Source organism: Bradyrhizobium centrosematis (assembly GCF_045571495.1).
Taxonomy (GTDB): domain Bacteria; phylum Pseudomonadota; class Alphaproteobacteria; order Rhizobiales; family Xanthobacteraceae; genus Bradyrhizobium; species Bradyrhizobium centrosematis.
The window spans coordinates 3981040-3996830 of the sequence record NZ_CP120703.1 but is presented as its reverse complement, the minus strand read 5'-3'; the positions used below and the strand labels follow the sequence as shown (position 1 = coordinate 3996830).

At 65.0% G+C, this 15791-nt stretch carries 12 protein-coding genes and 1 tRNA gene; 12 read left to right on the top strand and 1 reads right to left on the bottom strand.

The features are described from left to right. Positions 1-9: 9 nt before the first annotated feature. The 11 genes from P6U31_RS19210 to P6U31_RS19160 all read left to right on the top strand — a co-directional run bounded on the left by P6U31_RS19210 (position 10) and on the right by P6U31_RS19160 (position 14007). Positions 10-894, top strand: coding sequence for an ABC transporter substrate-binding protein (locus tag P6U31_RS19210; RefSeq protein ID WP_407183213.1), 885 nt, complete (start codon positions 10-12; stop codon positions 892-894). Next, positions 894-2516: an ABC transporter permease subunit gene (locus P6U31_RS19205; RefSeq protein ID WP_407183211.1), complete on the top strand. Its 1623-nt coding sequence runs from the start codon at positions 894-896 to the stop codon at positions 2514-2516. The genes P6U31_RS19210 and P6U31_RS19205 overlap by 1 nt, the downstream gene beginning before the upstream one ends. A gap of 42 nt (positions 2517-2558) precedes the next feature. Further along, the gene (locus P6U31_RS19200; protein WP_407183210.1) at positions 2559-3800 is read left to right on the top strand and encodes an acetamidase/formamidase family protein; all 1242 of its coding nucleotides are present in this window, start codon (positions 2559-2561) and stop codon (positions 3798-3800) included. Between the two features lie 209 nt (positions 3801-4009). Continuing rightward, positions 4010-6340 carry an acetamidase/formamidase family protein gene (locus tag P6U31_RS19195; RefSeq protein ID WP_407189890.1) on the top strand — a complete coding sequence of 777 codons (2331 nt, stop codon included), beginning with the start codon at positions 4010-4012 and terminating at the stop codon, positions 6338-6340. 13 nt (positions 6341-6353) lie between these two features. Continuing rightward, positions 6354-6737 carry a RidA family protein gene (locus P6U31_RS19190; RefSeq protein ID WP_407183209.1) on the top strand — a complete coding sequence of 128 codons (384 nt, stop codon included), beginning with the start codon at positions 6354-6356 and terminating at the stop codon, positions 6735-6737. A 329-nt stretch (positions 6738-7066) separates the two neighbouring features. Further along, a tRNA-Asn gene (locus tag P6U31_RS19185) sits at positions 7067-7141 on the top strand. A gap of 214 nt (positions 7142-7355) precedes the next feature. Beyond that, positions 7356-7535, top strand: coding sequence for a hypothetical protein (locus P6U31_RS19180; RefSeq protein WP_407183207.1), 180 nt, complete (start codon positions 7356-7358; stop codon positions 7533-7535). Between the two features lie 139 nt (positions 7536-7674). Beyond that, entirely contained in the window at positions 7675-8337 is a 663-nt protein-coding gene (locus P6U31_RS19175) for a protein-L-isoaspartate O-methyltransferase family protein (RefSeq protein ID WP_407183206.1), read from the top strand. A gap of 205 nt (positions 8338-8542) precedes the next feature. Continuing rightward, the gene (locus P6U31_RS19170; RefSeq protein ID WP_407189889.1) at positions 8543-9928 is read left to right on the top strand and encodes a TolC family outer membrane protein; all 1386 of its coding nucleotides are present in this window, start codon (positions 8543-8545) and stop codon (positions 9926-9928) included. Positions 9929-10233: 305 nt separating this feature from the next. Continuing rightward, positions 10234-11001: a PopZ family protein gene (locus P6U31_RS19165; RefSeq protein ID WP_407183205.1), complete on the top strand. Its 768-nt coding sequence runs from the start codon at positions 10234-10236 to the stop codon at positions 10999-11001. Positions 11002-11130: 129 nt separating this feature from the next. Then, positions 11131-14007 carry a valine--tRNA ligase gene (locus P6U31_RS19160; protein ID WP_407183204.1) on the top strand — a complete coding sequence of 959 codons (2877 nt, stop codon included), beginning with the start codon at positions 11131-11133 and terminating at the stop codon, positions 14005-14007. Between the two features lie 89 nt (positions 14008-14096). Here P6U31_RS19160 and P6U31_RS19155 read toward each other — a convergent pair whose 3' ends face one another. Next, entirely contained in the window at positions 14097-14699 is a 603-nt protein-coding gene (locus P6U31_RS19155; protein WP_407183203.1) for a DNA-3-methyladenine glycosylase, read from the bottom strand. Between the two features lie 130 nt (positions 14700-14829). Here P6U31_RS19155 and lipA point away from each other — a divergent pair, with 130 nt between their 5' ends. Next, a complete protein-coding gene (gene lipA / locus P6U31_RS19150; RefSeq protein ID WP_407183202.1) occupies positions 14830-15786 on the top strand; it encodes a lipoyl synthase in 957 nt (318 codons plus the stop codon). Positions 15787-15791: the final 5 nt, after the last annotated feature.

Below are 15791 nucleotides of genomic sequence, written 5' to 3'. Positions count from 1 at the left end.
CGGCGGGGAATGGCGCGCGCATCATTGCCACGGCGCAAGCTCATGCTCGGTGCCGCCATTGCTCTCGGCTTCGTCGTCGCCGCGCCGCTGAGCGCGCAGGCCGCTGCGCCCGCCGCCTGCACCACGCTTCAGGAGAAATACCCGGACTGGAAGGGCAAGACGCTCGTCAACGCCATCAACCCACACACGCCGGGCTATGAGACGATCGATCCCAAGGACCCCAGCAAGTACATTGGATTCGATATCGATCTCGGTGAAGCCATCGGCGAATGCCTCGGCTTCAAGCTGACCTACAAGCCCGTCGTGTTTGCGGCACTCCTGACCACGCTCGCAGCCGGCCAGGCCGACATCGTGATCTCCGACATCTACGCCACCAAGGAGCGCGCCAAGGCGGCCGACTTCATCACCTATTCGAAAGTGTTCGACGGCGTGCTGGTCGCCAAGGGCAATCCGAAGGGCATCAACGGAATCAACATGTCGATGTGCGGCGCGGCTGCCGCCGAGAACACCGGCTATGTCGAGGTGCCCCTGATTCAGGCCTTGATCCCGGAGTGCAAGAAGGCCGGCAAGGCGGAGCCGACGATCCAGCTCTACGACAACAACGCCAACTGTATCCAGGCGATCCTCGCCGGCCGTGCCGACACCTATGTCAACGACGTCAACACCGTCGACAGCGCGGTGAAGGCCTATCCGGACAAGCTGGAGAAGGCGATCGCGGTGACGATCCCATATTCGGTCGGCATCGCCGTTCCCAAGGACAAGCCGAAATTCCGCGACGCCGTGCTCGCCGCCCTCATCGAGGTGCAGAAGGCCGGCACGCATATGGAGCTTCTGAAGAAGCATGGGCTCGATGTGAACAACTTCAAGGAGCCGGACATTCTGACGGCTGACTGATGTCGCTGTTCCTTCACTATCTGAGCATGCCGTACCTGCTCGAGGGCATCGAGCTCACCCTGGAGGTGACCGCCCTCGGGCTCGGCGGCGGATTGGTCCTCGGACTGATCCTCGCCGGCATGCAGCTCTCGCGCTTCTGGCTGCTCTCGGCGATCGCCAGGGCCTACACCGTGATCTTCCGCGGCACGCCGCTGATCCTGCAAATGGTGTTCGCCTACGACGCGCTGCCGCATATCGGCATCAAGCTGCCGGCGGTGGTGGCCGCCGGTCTCGCGCTCGCCTGCAACGAGGCGCCCTTCATCGCGGAGATGCTGCGCGCCGGCGTGCTCGGCGTCGACCGCGGACAGCTGACTGCGGGGCAGGCGCTCGGCATGACGCCGTCAGTGCTGATGCGCAGGGTCATCGCGCCGCAGGCCATCCGCACCATGATCCCGGCCTTCGGCAATGAGGCAGTGAGCGCGCTGAAGAATTCCTCGCTCGCCTCCGTCGTCGCGGTGCAGGAGCTGACCTTGCGCTCGACCCAGCTGGCGTCCTCGACCTTCGACTTCTTCTCGATCTTCTTCGCTTCGGGTCTGCTCTATCTGGTGCTGACCGCGACCATCAGCGTCATCCAGCTCTTCATCGAATGGTTGCTCGATCTCGATCGTGCCAAGGGCCGCGAGCGCAAGCTCGCCGATTATCTGCCGTGGCGGCGCGTCGATCTCGTCGCCAAGCTCGAACTCGCCGATGCGACCGTCGCCGATCCCGGGGCCGCACCAGCAGGGTTGACCGATACGCCGCCGCTGGCCTTGACCCGCGAGGAGCGCGCCCGCCGTGCCGCGACCATCGCGCGCAACAACATCGCTGTCGAGGTCAAGGATCTCACCAAGAGCTACCCCCCGCAGAAAGTGCTCGACGGCCTCGACCTCACGGTGCGGGTCGGCGAGGTTGTCGCACTGCTCGGGCCGAGCGGCTCAGGCAAGAGCACGCTGCTCCGCTGCATCAACCATCTCGAAAACTGGGACGCCGGCACCGTGCGCGTCGGCGGCCGCCGTCTCGGCTTTGGCGAAGACGGCAAGCCACTGTCGCCGCGCGCCATTGCCAACGAGCGTGCCAGTGTCGGCGTCGGCATGGTGTTCCAGCAGTTCAATTTGTTCGCTCATCTGTCGGCGAAGGAGAACATCGCGGGCCCTTTACGCTGGGTCCACAGCATGACCCGGATCGATGCCGATCGCCGCGCCACCGAGCTGCTCGACCGCGTCGGCCTATCGCATCGCGCCGATGCGCTGCCGCGGCATCTCTCCGGCGGCCAGCAGCAACGCGTTGCCATCGCCCGCGCGCTCGCACCCAATCCAAGTGTGTTGCTGCTGGACGAGCCGACCTCCGCGCTCGATCCCGAATTGGTCAACGAGGTGCTGGAGGTGATCCGCCGCCTCGCCATCGACGACGGCCTCACCATGATCATCTCGACACACCAGATCCGCTTCGCCGATGAGGTCGCCGACCGCGTCGCTTTCCTGAGCGGTGGCGCGATCATCGAGGAGGGGCCCGCGCACGAGGTGCTCTCCAATCCCCGCAATCCGCTGACGGCGCGTTTCCTCAGTGTGATGGAAGCCGACAAGACGCTGGAGACGCTGCGATGAGCGGCGCCTCCACAAGCTCAAGACTCCCTAAGAGGCCACCTCATGAAGCATGTCACGCTGCCGGTTTCGCCCAAAACCGTCCACTGGGGCTATTTCTCCAAGACAGTCACGCCAGCCTTGACGCTGCGCTCCGGGGATCGCGCGACCATCGAGACGCTGACCCATCATGCCAACGACGACTATGAGCGCATGATTCAGGGCGATCCCGGCGCCGAGAGCGTGTTCCGGTGGACGCGCGAGCACAAGGCGGTCGCGCGCCGCGGCTCGGGCCCGGTCGAAGGCCCCTTCATCCGCGGCGCAGGCGAGGGGATCGGCGTGCATTTGCTCACCGGCCCCGTCGCGATCGAGGGGGCCGAGCCCGGCGACATTCTGGAGGTGCGCATCCTCGATATCAGGCCGCGACCGAGCTGCAGTGATTGTCATGCCGGCCGCTGCTTCGGCTCCAATGTCGCCGCCAACTGGGGCTTTCACTATCACGACCTGATCGAAGAGCCGAAGCCACGCGAGGTCATCACCATCTTCGAGCTCGACACCTCCGGCGAGCCCTTTGCAAAGGCCGTCTACAACTATGTCTGGACGCCGCAGACCGACCCTGACGGCATCGTGCATTCGACCATCGACTATCCCGGCGTCCGCGTCGATCACGCCACCATCAGGAAACGCGAGAACATCCTCTCCAGCGTGAAAGTGCCCGCACGCTTGCACTTCGGCACCATGGGCCTTGCGCCGTCGGAAGCCGACTTCGTCAGCTCGATTCCGCCGAGCTATACCGGCGGCAATATCGATGACTGGCGTATCGGCAAGGGCGCGCGGATGTTCTATCCGGTCGCCGTCCCCGGCGCCTATTTTTCTGTCGGCGATCCCCATGCCGCGCAAGGCGACAGCGAGCTCGGTGGCACGGCGATCGAGACCTCGCTGACCGGCGATTTCGAATTCATCCTGCACAAGAAGGCCGACCTTGCCGGCACCAGCCTCGAAGGCCTCGACCATCCCATGCTCGAGACCGACCACGCGTGGTCGTTCTACGGCTTCACCTATCCGAACTATCTCGCCGCGCTCGGCACCGAGGCGCAAACGGAGATTGCCAATCACAGTAGTCTCGACCGTGCGATGCGCGATGCATTCAGAAAACTTCGCCGTTTCCTGATGACCGTGCATCGCCTCAGCGAAGACGAGGCGATCTCGTTGATGTCGGTCGGCGCCGATTTCGGCGTCACCCAGGTGGTCGATGCCAATTGGGGCGTCCACGGCACGATCCGAAAGAACATGTTTCGATGCGACTGAATCTCCCAAATTCGGTATTCCGGGGGACGCAACGCGTCGAACCCGGAATGACGAATAGGGCACGCCATACTCCAACACTTTGAGGAATCTTCCAGTTCCCGGATGAACACTTGACCAACGATCCCCATTTGCGGCCCGTTGCCGCGACGGATGACCGCGTACGTCTGGCACAGAGGTTGCTTCGATCGACCGCAATCTGGGTCGATCCGATGAGCTTCCGGCCGTTCACGAGCGAGTCCTACGCGCAACACGACCGCCTCGACGCCTGGCGGGACGTGCTGGCGGCGGTCGGCCTGCAGCCGGCAGGCGGTCACTCCTTCTTTGACGGGCACGCGACCGCCTCGCATCGCCAGGCCGCAGGTGTTGCGCTGACCCGCATGGCCGCGGGCGCGCAGAGCGTCGGTCCGCTCTCGCGAGCGAACGATGACCTTCCGATCGCGCTGATACCGGTCGAGGATGGCATGGTGCTCAGAAGCGCCGGCGGTCACCGCATCGTTCCCGTCGGCTATCTCGTGCTCCTGCCCCGCAGCGGTGACTGGAGCATCGTGTTCCAGCGCGACATGCGCGCCATCGTGCTGTCGGTCACGTCGGAGGCGCTGCACGGACGCCTCTCGGGCAAGCCGCGGCTCGGCGAGCCCTGTGTCGTTCCGTCCGGCGGCTTTGCCGATGCGTTCTCGCGCCTGCTGGACGCGACCGCGCGCACGCTGGATAGTTTGAGCGATTCCGAATGGAATTCGCTCGCGCAGTCGCTGGTCGATCTGCTGTTGACGCTCGCGCATCAGTTGGCGGCCTCGAGCTCCGATGCCGGATCGAGTGCGACGCAGGCTGCGCTGCTGCACCGGATCTGCCAGACCATCGAACGTCGCCTCGACGATCCCGATCTGGTGCCGGCGCGCGTCGCGCAAGCCGAGGGCATTTCCGAGCGGTATTTGCAGAAGCTGTTCGAGACGGTCGGCGACAATTTCACCCACTACGTTCGCGAGCGTCGTCTCCAGCGCGCCTGGGCGGATCTCTCCAACCCGACCGAGGCGCATCGCTCGATCTCGGAGATCGCCTACGCCTATGGCTTTGGCGACTCCGCGCATTTCAGCCGCGCCTTCCGGCATCGCTTCGGCCTGCCGCCGCGCGAGTTGCGCCAGCAGGAGGCGGAGCGAGCGGCCGCACAGCACGGCGTCGCCGGCCAGCGCGGCTGGCCACAGGAGGCGCTGGCGCAATTGCGCGCGCATCAGAGCCTGGAGGCTCGCAGCAACCTCGCCTGTGCCGGCGCCGAGGAGCGCACGACCACCGAGCGCAGACATCACCACCTTCCGGTCGAGGCCAGCCGCGTCCATTGGGGCTATTTCAGCCGCTCGCTGCCGCCGCAGATCGAGATCGCATCGGGCGACACCATCACCATCGAGACGCTGACACAGCACGCCTCTGACGCTCCTGATATGATGATCGCCGGCGATGTCGCCGCCGAAAGCGTGTTCGGCTGGACGCGGAACAAGAAGAACGTGGACCGCCGCGGCGCAGGACCGATGGATGCCAGCGTGTTCGGCCGCGGTGCCGGCGAGGGGTTTGGCGTGCACATCTGCACCGGGCCCGTCGCTGTGAAGGACGCCCAGCCCGGCGATGTGCTGGAGGTGCGTATCCTCGACATCGTGCCGCGGGCGAGCCGGAGCCCGAACCATGCCGGCCGCGTGTTCGGCTCCTCGGTGGCGGCCTGGTGGGGCTATCACTACAATGAGTTTCTCGGCGGCCCCAAGCCGCGCGAGGCCGTGACCATTTACGAGATCTTTGACGATGTGGACGCGCCGCATGCCCGCGCGCTCTATTCCTATCGCTGGGAGCCGCAGACCGATCCCTTCGGCGTCGTGCACACCACCTACGACTATCCCGGCGTTCCCGTTGCACCCGCCACGATCAAGCGCCGGCACGCCGTGCTCGACGGCATCAAGATTCCTCTGCGGCCGCATTTCGGCGTGATCGCGCTGGCGCCGCGCGAGGTCGACTTCGTCGATTCCGTGCCGCCGTCCTATTTCGGTGGCAATCTCGACAATTGGCGGCTGGGGAAGGGGGCGACCATCTATCTTCCGGTCTCCGTGCCTGGCGCGCTGCTGTCGGTCGGCGATCCCCATGCAGCGCAGGGCGACGGCGAGCTCAGCGGTACCGCGATCGAATGCTCGATGACCGGCACCTTCGAGGTAATCCTGCACAAGAAGGCCGATCTCGCCGGCCGTCCCTTCGCGGATCTGTCTTATCCCCTGATCGAGACCGAGAGCGACTGGGTGCTGACCGGCTTCAGCCACCCCAACTATCTCGCCGAATTCGGCGCGCAGGGGCAGAGCGAAGTCTACGCAAAATCCTCGCTCGACCTCGCCATGAAGGATGCGTTCCGGAAGATGCGGCGCTTCCTGATGAACGTCAAAGGCCTCAGCGAGGACGAGGCGATCGCGCTGATGTCGGCGGCGGTCGATTTTGGCGTGACGCAAGTCGTCGACGGCAATTGGGGCGTACACGCCATCCTCAGCAAGCGCCTGTTTCAGGACGCACCTTAACAAGGACAGCCAAGTGAAATTCCACATGATCAGCGGCGGACCGAAGCCGGTCGCGCCCTTCAGCCACGCGGTGGAGACCGATGGCTTTGTGTTCGTCACCGGCCAGATGCCGGACACGCCGCAGACGCCGGGCGTGTTGCCCGACGGCATCGTCGCGCAGACCCGCGCCGTGATGGAGAATTTGAAGGTGGTTCTCGCCGGTCTCTATCTCGGCCTCGAGCACGTCGTGATGGCGCGCGTCTATCTGACGCGGTTCAAGGATGACTATGCGGCCATGAACGAGACCTACCGCACGTTCTTCGCACCGGACCGCCTGCCGGCCCGTACCTGCGTCGGCGTCACCGGCCTCGCCTATGACGCGCTGATCGAAATTGATCTGGTGTGTCGGCGGTCGTGATGGTCTCGCAGGGTGAGTGATGCTTATTGCCCGACCGGGCATGCGCATCAGTCATCTGCAGGGCGACGGGGGCAATAGTGCACCGCTCCCCCCGGGCGTTGCGCAAGCGGTCCGGAGTGCAGATCGATGGGCCTTGAATCTTTCGATCGCGCCCCGACCTTGGCGCCAAGACCACCTCGTTCCTCACGGAATAACGGCCGGCTGACATGGCCCGGAGGAGGGGCGGTTCAGGCCCATCCTCAAGGACGTTCGGATGATGACGAATTCGTCCTTTGCAAGCGCAAGCGGCTTTGTTATACGCACCCCGCGCGAACGACTGGTTCGCCTTTTCCTCGGTAGCTCAGCGGTAGAGCATCCGACTGTTAATCGGATGGTCGCTGGTTCGAATCCAGCCCGGGGAGCCAAATCTTATCGCAAATTCAACATGTTATGATCGCGCCTTCATGTGGCGCGCGATATCGCTGCATTATTTTCTGAGCGGTCCCTCCGCGATCGCTGTCTGGAATCGCTTTCAACCAGATGTGTGCATGGGCGCCCTCGCGCCATGCGGACGGCGCCAAATCGACTCAATTGAAATCGAGCTTCGCGGCTGCCGGATTGTTACGGAGCTGATTCCCCATGCCAGACATCCAGGTCGACGGTTCTCATATGGCCCCCTCGCTTCTGCCGGCCGACGTTCCCGAGCTCAGTGACGATGAATGCCTCGCCTGTCTGGCGCGAGCGGTCGAGACGCCCGATTCGGCGCGGCTGGACGAGGTCGCGGCTCTGATCGGCCGCCTTGCGGTGGCGATCGAATAATCCGGTCCGGCTCCTGATGCGGTAAGATGCGGAAGCCTTAGTCGCGCCGGCCAACGGCCGTGTTGCGTTTTGGCCGAGCATGTTCCAAAGATGCCGCCAAATCATCTCAGCGGCATGGTCCGCATTGCAGGGTCCGCAAATGTCCGGTTTCTCGACCGCGCGCCTTAAAATGGTCGATGGCCAGGTGCGCACCAATGACGTCACCGACCGTCGTGTTCTCGATGCCATGCTCACGGTTCCGCGCGAGGCCTTCGTGCCGGCCACCAGGCAGGCGTTGGCTTACCTCGATCTCGACCTCGACGTCAGCGAGGGCGCAGCCAAGCGCTTCCTGATCAAACCACAGCTGACCGGCAAGCTGTTGCAGGCCGCCGAAATCGGTGAGAACGACAACGTGCTGGTGGTGGGCTGCGCCACGGGGTACCTCGCTGCGCTGGCCGCCAAGCTGGCCCGTCAGGTCACCGCAACGGAATGCGATACGGCCCTGGCCGCGAAGGCCAAGGATGCCGTCGCAGCCTTGGGGCTTGTCAATGTCACCTGCAAGGCCGCGGCCTGCACCGAGGGCGATCCTTCCGCCGCGCCGTATGACGTGATCATCCTCAACGGCGCAGCCGAGGTAACGCCCGAAGCCGTGCTCGGGCAGCTGAAGGAGGGCGGGCGTCTGGTCGGGGTCTCCGCCGCATCCAGGCCGCCGCGGGCCATGATCGTCACCCGCACCCACGGCGAATTCGGCCATCGGACCCTGTTCGACGCGGCTGCCCCGGTCCTTCCCGGGCTGGAACGGGCTGCCGCTTTCGTCTTCTGACGGCGCAAACCCGATAAAATCCCGTTCTGAATCAGAAGTGTGGCCGGGATGCTGCACGTGAAGAGTTTCCACCGAGAACTCGCCTGAGGTAGTTCCGTCGCGCCAATCCGCATCCTATGTTGCGGCGGGGCAACGACTCCACTTGGTAGACGGTAACCCAGCTCGCGGGCACGAGGTGGGCGTTAGAATGAACGGAATTTTTGGGATGCATGGGGTGAAGCTCTTCACCGGAGCTGCGGTTTCGGTCCTGCTGCTGGCGCTAGCCGGGCCGACGCCTGCCTTGGCGGACACGATCGAGGCGGCACTGGTGCGCGCCTATCAGAACAATCCGCAGCTCAACGCACAGCGTGCCCAGGTGCGCTCGACTGACGAGAATGTGCCTCAGGCCTTGTCGGGCTATCGCCCGAAGGTCTCACTGACCGCCAGCGGTGGTTACCAGTACTCGGACTTCAAGAGTTCTTCGACCAGCGATCCCGTTAACGGCACGGGCATTCCGCGAAGCGTGGGACTGACCGCCTCCCAGACGCTGTACAATGGCAACCAGACTGCCAACAGGACGCGCGCGGCGGAGAGCCAGGTTTCCGGCGCTCGGGAAGCGCTGCGCAGTCTCGATCAAAGCGTGCTGCTTCAGGCGGCCACGACCTACATGGATTATCTGCGCGACGCGGCGACGCTCGAAGTCCAACGCAGCAACGTGCGGGTGCTCGAGCAGACACTCAAGCAGACGCGGGACCGCTTCAATGTCGGCGAAGTGACCCGCACCGACGTGGCGCAATCCGAAGCACAGCTGGCGGCCGGCAGGACGCAGGCTCTGACCGCGGAGGCGAACCTCACCACGACTCGCGCGAACTTTCGCCGGATCATCGGCAACGAGCCGACGAATCTGGCGCCCGGCTCGCCGGTCGACCGTTTCCTGCCCGCGACGCTCGCTGCGGCCGTCGAGCTCGGCCTCGTCGAGCATCCCAACGTCACGGCCGCAATGTTCGGCATCGACGTCAATTTCTTGCAGGTCAAGGTCGCCGAGGGCGCTCTGCTGCCGACGGTCACCCTGCAGGCGAGCGCGACCCAGGCCTACGAGCAATCCCTGATCCAGTATCGCTCGTTCAACGCTGCCGCGCTCGCGCAGATCTCAGTGCCGATTTATCAGGGCGGTGGCGAATATTCGTTGATCCGTCAGTCCAAGGAAAACCTGGCGCAGCAACGTCTCAACCTCGAAAACACGCGGGATCAGACCCGCGCGACCATCGTTCAGTGGTGGGGTTCGCTGCAGGCCGGCAAGGCGCAGGTGCAATCGGCGCAGGCCCAGGTGACGGCGTCCGAGATCGCGCTCAACGGCGTACGCGAAGAAGCCAAGGCCGGTCAGCGCACGACCCTCGACGTCCTCAACGCTCAGCAGGCGCTGGTCAATGCGCGCGTTGCGCTCGTGACTGCGCAGCACGACCGGGTCGTCGCGTCGTACAACGTCCTCGCCGCTGTCGGCCGTCTTGCGCCGCAGGTGCTCGGTCTCAACACCACTGTCTACGACCCCAGCGTTCACTATCATCAGGTCCGCGACAGCTGGGCCGGTGTGCGCACGCCTGACGGGCGCTAAAGTCCCGTGGTCGTCCGGTCGGCCTCGCCAATGGCTGAAGCCGACCGGCGCTTTGCTTGCAATCGTCAAATTCCCTGACATAGCCTTGCCAAGACAATGCGGGTCGATTCGGCTCGCATTGATACCGTGTGCGTAAAGCTTGAGTGCCGGGGGCAGGGGCGCACCGCCGCACGTTGAGCCGTGATCTGGGGACAAGTCAGGCTGCCGCGACGAAAATGTCAGGCCACTTGGTGCGGAACCGGCCAATCCTGCCGTGCTTGGTGTAAAACAACGCATGCGAGGGCGTTGATGATGTGGAGTCGGAGATGACGCAGCCTGCAAAGGTCACAGAACCCTCGATGGAGGAGATTCTGGCCTCGATCCGGCGCATCATTGCCGACGACGAGGCCAAGCCGCCGCCGGCCGAGGCCGCCAAGCCTGAGAAAGCTGCAGCCCCCGCCGCGCCGCCGAAGCCACAGGCGATGAACGACATTCCGCCGTCCAAGGTCGCGCCAGCCAAACCGGCCGCCGAGAAGCCCGCTCCACCCCCGGCCGCAAAGCCGGCACCGGTCCCGCCACCTGCACCTGCAGCTGAGGCATCGAACAGCCAGGACGACATCGACGCGCTGCTCGCGGGTCTCGATGCGGCCACGCCCGCGCCCGAGGTCCGTGCGCCCGAGCCGGAGCCAGAACCAGAACCCGACGTGCTCGAATTAACCGACGAGATGGCGGTTGATCCGACGCCGCCCCCGCCGCCGCCGAGCTTCCGCAAGGTCGAGCCGCGCGACGACCTCGAATTCTCCGAATCGCCGCCGCGTCCGACGCCGCCACCGTCCTACGCGCCGGTGGACTTCGATGCGCCGCCGCTGCCGCCACAGCAGCCGATCCTCGCGCAGTCGACGGTCTCGGCAGTCGAATCCGCCTTCAACTCGCTGGCCCACACCGTGCTCAGCAGCAATGCGCGGACGCTGGAGGATCTGGTCAAAGAGATGCTGCGGCCGATGCTGAAATCCTGGCTCGACGACAACCTGCCGGGCCTCGTTGAACGCATCGTGAAGGCCGAAATCGAGCGGGTCTCGCGCGGCGGCCGCTGATGCGGGCGGTATGGCCGCGATAAAGCCCTGCTCCCAGGGCATATTCGGCCTGCGGACCGGGCTCGACAGCCCTTTTGCCGCTGAGCTTTCCGTTGACTTGGCCCGCCCACGCGGCTTTCTAGCAGCCCCATGATCGAGAAAAATTACCAGCCCGCCGATATCGAAGCCCGCATGTCCGTGGTGTGGGAGGACAGCCTTGCCTTCAAGGCCGGCCGCCCCGACCGCCGCGACGCAGCGCCCTTTACCATCGTGATCCCGCCGCCGAACGTGACCGGTTCGCTGCACATGGGCCACGCCCTCAACAACACGCTCCAGGACATCCTGTGCCGGTTCGAGCGCATGCGCGGCCGCGACGTGCTGTGGCAGCCCGGCACCGATCACGCCGGCATCGCCACCCAGATGGTGGTCGAGCGGCAGCTGATGGAGCGCCAGCAGCCCGGCCGCCGCGAAATGGGCCGCGAGAAGTTCCTCGAGCGGGTCTGGCAGTGGAAGGCCGAGAGCGGCGACACCATCATCAACCAGCTCAAGCGGCTCGGAGCCTCCTGCGACTGGTCGCGCGAGCGCTTCACCATGGACGAAGGCCTGTCGAAGGCTGTCGTCAAAGTGTTCGTCGAACTGCACCGCGAGGGGCTGATCTACAAGGACAAGCGGCTGGTGAACTGGGACACCAAGCTGCTCACCGCGATCTCCGATCTCGAAGTGCAGCAGACCGAGGTCAAGGGTCACCTCTGGTATCTGCGCTATCCGATCGAGGGCAAGACGTTCAGCCCCGAGGATCCCTCGAGCTTCATCGTCGTCGCCACCACGCGTCCCGAGACCATGCTCGGCGATACGGGCGTGGCCGTGCACCCCGAGGACGAGCGCTATCAGAATCTGGTCGGCAAAAACGTGATCCTGCCCCTGGTCGGCCGCAAGATCAAAATCGTTGCCGACGACTATTCCGATCCGGAGAAGGGATCGGGCGCGGTCAAGGTGACGCCGGCGCACGACTTCAACGATTTCGAGGTCGGCAACCGCCACGGCCTCCGCCGCATCAGCGTGATCGACCGCGAGGGGTGTCTCGATCTCGTCGACAACGAGGACTATCTGCACGACCTGCCGGAAGGCGCCGCGCAATTTGCCGAGGAATTCCACAAGGTCGACCGCTTCGCCGCGCGCAAGCGCATCGTCGAGCGGCTGGAATCGTTCGGCTTCGTCGAGCGCATCGAGCCCCACACCCACATGGTGCCGCATGGCGACCGCTCCGGGACGGTGATCGAGCCCTACCTGACCGACCAGTGGTACGTCGACGCCAAGACGCTGGCGAGACCTGCGATCGCCGCGGTGCGCTCGGGCGAAACCACCTTCGTGCCGAAAAACTGGGAAAAGACCTATTTCGATTGGATGGAGAACATCCAGCCCTGGTGCATCTCGCGCCAGCTCTGGTGGGGCCACCAGATCCCGGCCTGGTACGGGCCCGACGGCAAGGTCTTCGTCGCCGAGACCGAGGAAGAGGCGATCAGCCACGCGCTCGGCTATTACGTCGAGCAGGACGTGATCACGCCTGAGCAGGGCCGCGAGATGGCGCTCGACCGCAACAAGCGCGAAGGCTTCATCACCCGCGACGAGGACGTGCTCGACACCTGGTTCTCCTCGGCGCTGTGGCCGTTCTCGACGCTCGGCTGGCCCGACGACACGCCGGAGGTGCAGCGCTATTACCCGACCAACGCGCTGGTCACCGGCTTCGACATCATCTTCTTCTGGGTCGCCCGCATGATGATGATGGGGCTGCATTTCATGAAGGAGGTGCCGTTCTCGACCGTCTACATCCACGCCCTCGTCCGCGACGAGAAGGGCGCCAAGATGTCGAAGTCGAAGGGCAACGTCATCGACCCGCTCAACCTGATCGACGAGTACGGTGCGGACGCGCTGCGCTTCACGCTGGCGGCGATGGCGGCGCAGGGGCGCGACATCAAGCTCGCCACCAGCCGCGTCGAGGGCTACCGCAATTTCGCGACCAAGCTCTGGAACGCCTGCCGCTTCGCCGAAATGAACCAATGTGCGGTTCCCGACGGCTTCGAGCCGGCGAAGGCGAAGGAGACGCTGAGCCGCTGGATCGCCCATGAGACCGCGCACACCACACGCGAGGTGACGGAGGCGATCGAGGCCTATCGCTTCAACGATGCCGCCGGCAGCATCTATCGCTTCGTCTGGAACGTCTATTGCGATTGGTATGTCGAGCTCGCCAAGCCCGTGCTGCTGGGGCCGGACAGCCCGGCCAAGGACGAGACCCGGGCCATGGTCGCCTGGGCACGCGATGAGATCCTGAAGCTGCTGCACCCCTTCATGCCCTTCATCACCGAAGAGCTGTGGGAGGTGACGGCCAAGCGTGACGGCTTGCTCGCATTGGCGCAATGGCCGCTGAAGCCGGCCGAGCCGACGCCGGAACAGCTCGCGATGCTCGCGGCGACGACGGGACCGACCGATGCGCTGGTCTCGCCGGCCTGGGTGCTGCCGATCTTCGATCACGCCGATTTCACGGACCCTGCGGCCGAGGCCGAGATCGGCTGGGTGATCGACCTGATCACGCAGATCCGTTCGGTGCGTGCCGAGATGAACATCCCGCCGGCGACGCTGACCGCGTTGGTGCTCGCGGGCGCCTCGGCTGAAACCAAGGAGCGCGCGCCGCGCTGGACCGACGTCATCAAGCGCATGGCACGCCTGTCGGACATCTCCTTCGCCGACCGCGCGCCCGACGGTGCGGTCCAGCTGCTCGTGCGCGGCGAGGTGGCCGCGCTGCCGCTCAAGGGCGTGATCGACGTCGCCGCCGAGCGCACGCGCCTCGACAAGGAAATCGCCAAGGCCGACGCCGACATCAAGCGCGCCGAGTCCAAGCTGGCGAACGAGAAGTTCGTCGCCAACGCGGCCGAGGAGGTCGTCGAGGAGGAGCGCGAGAAGCGCGAGGCCGCTCTGGCGCGCAAGGCCAAGCTGCTCGAAGCCATGGAGCGGCTGAAGCAGGCGTCGTAGCCACGGTGTCATTCCGGGGCGGCTCAAAGAGCCGAACCCGGAATCTCGAGATTCCGGGTCTGGTCCTTCGGACCGTCCCGGAATGACGATCACTTCGGGAACGGCTTGCTCAAAAACTTCGAGCCCCTGATGCCATAGCGCCAGGGCAGCTCGACGGCCTTGGTGATGCCGATCCGGATGCCTGTTGCGACCTCGACGTGCCCGGTCCGCGCATGCAGTGCGAACGGCCGCCGGTCCAGCGGCAGGGTGTTGTGCGCGATGGTGATCCCGAGCGCTTCGGTCAGCTTGCCAGGGCCCGAGCACAGTGCATGCAGATCCTGCAGATGGCGGCGGCGACGCATCGCAGCCAAGCCGTGCGTCGGCTCCAGCGCACGGATCAGCACGGCGCTGGCCGAGCCTTCCTCTTCGCAGACGAAATTGACGCACCAGTGGATGCCGTAGGAGCGATAGACATAGGCGAAGCCGGGCGGGCCGAACATCACCTGGTTCCGCGGCGTCGGCCCGTTGTAGGAGTGCGCCGCGGGGTCGGTATGATGATAGGCCTCGACCTCGACGATGATGCCGCCGACCCCATCGACCAGCATCGTTGCGCCGATCAGCTCGGGCGCGACCTCGTGGACGCTGCGGGCGAAAAAGGCGCGCTTCAACGGCTTGCCGAGCCGTGGGGGTGAGGGTTTCGAGCTTGGAGCCATTCGAGGTGAGAATCGCTTGAGAACAGAGCAGGATATTGCCCATATCTGCCATGTTCCCTGAAGCGGGGCGAGCCGGGTTGCGATGCCAGCCCAGACCGACTAGGTAGGACCTGAACAGACCGGACAGACCATGGTCGTTATTGTCGATACCATCTCGAACCCGCTGCGCCCGCGCCACCCCGAAAAGGTGAATCGCCCTGACTCCGCTTCGCCGCCGAAGCCGGACTGGATCCGCGTGCGCGCCCCCAATACCCGCGGCTATGCCGACACCCGCAACATCGTGCGCTCCAACGGGCTGCATACGGTGTGCGAGGAGGCGGGCTGTCCGAATATCGGCGAGTGCTGGGACAAGAAGCACGCCACCTTCATGATCATGGGTGACACCTGCACCCGCGCCTGCGCATTCTGCAACGTCAAGACCGGCCTGCCGAATGCGCTGGATGCGGCGGAGCCGGAGAACGTCGCCGAGGCGACTGCCAAGCTGGGCCTCGCCCATGTCGTCATCACCTCGGTCGATCGGGACGACCTCGCCGATGGCGGCGCCGAGCATTTCGCCCAGACCATCCGCGCCATCCGGGCCGCATGTCCCTCGACCACGATCGAGATCCTGACGCCGGACTTCCTGCGCAAGGAGGTCGCGCTCGAAATCGTCGTTGCTGCAAAGCCCGACGTCTTCAACCACAATCTCGAGACCGTGCCCTCGCGCTATCTGACGGTGCGGCCCGGCGCGCGCTATTTCCATTCGATCCGGCTGTTGCAGCGGGTCAAGGAGCTCGATCCCACCATCTTCACCAAATCCGGCATCATGGTCGGCCTCGGCGAGGAACGCCACGAGGTGCAGCAGGTGATGGACGATTTGCGCTCCGCCGACGTCGATTTCCTGACCATCGGCCAGTATCTGCAGCCGACCCGCAAGCACCATGCCGTGATGCGCTACGTGCCGCCGGACGAGTTTTCGTCCTACGAGAAGATCGCCTACACCAAGGGATTCCTGATGGTGTCGGCGAGCCCGCTGACCCGCTCGTCGCATCATGCCGGCGAAGACTTCGCGAGACTGAAGGCCGCGCGGGCAGCTAGCGCCCGCTGAACCGC

Excerpts from the sequence above, each read along its gene's own strand:
- P6U31_RS19210 (WP_407183213.1), top strand. The coding sequence starts at position 10 with ATGGCGCGCGCATCATTGCCACGGCGCAAGCTCATGCTCGGTGCCGCC.
- P6U31_RS19205 (WP_407183211.1), top strand. The coding sequence starts at position 894 with ATGTCGCTGTTCCTTCACTATCTGAGCATGCCGTACCTGCTCGAGGGC.
- P6U31_RS19200 (WP_407183210.1), top strand. The coding sequence starts at position 2,559 with ATGAAGCATGTCACGCTGCCGGTTTCGCCCAAAACCGTCCACTGGGGC.
- P6U31_RS19195 (WP_407189890.1), top strand. The coding sequence starts at position 4,010 with ATGAGCTTCCGGCCGTTCACGAGCGAGTCCTACGCGCAACACGACCGC.
- P6U31_RS19180 (WP_407183207.1), top strand. The coding sequence starts at position 7,356 with ATGCCAGACATCCAGGTCGACGGTTCTCATATGGCCCCCTCGCTTCTG.
- P6U31_RS19175 (WP_407183206.1), top strand. The coding sequence starts at position 7,675 with ATGTCCGGTTTCTCGACCGCGCGCCTTAAAATGGTCGATGGCCAGGTG.
- P6U31_RS19170 (WP_407189889.1), top strand. The coding sequence starts at position 8,543 with ATGCATGGGGTGAAGCTCTTCACCGGAGCTGCGGTTTCGGTCCTGCTG.
- P6U31_RS19165 (WP_407183205.1), top strand. The coding sequence starts at position 10,234 with ATGACGCAGCCTGCAAAGGTCACAGAACCCTCGATGGAGGAGATTCTG.
- P6U31_RS19160 (WP_407183204.1), top strand. The coding sequence starts at position 11,131 with ATGATCGAGAAAAATTACCAGCCCGCCGATATCGAAGCCCGCATGTCC.
- P6U31_RS19155 (WP_407183203.1), bottom strand. The coding sequence starts at position 14,699 with ATGGCTCCAAGCTCGAAACCCTCACCCCCACGGCTCGGCAAGCCGTTG.
- lipA (WP_407183202.1), top strand. The coding sequence starts at position 14,830 with ATGGTCGTTATTGTCGATACCATCTCGAACCCGCTGCGCCCGCGCCAC.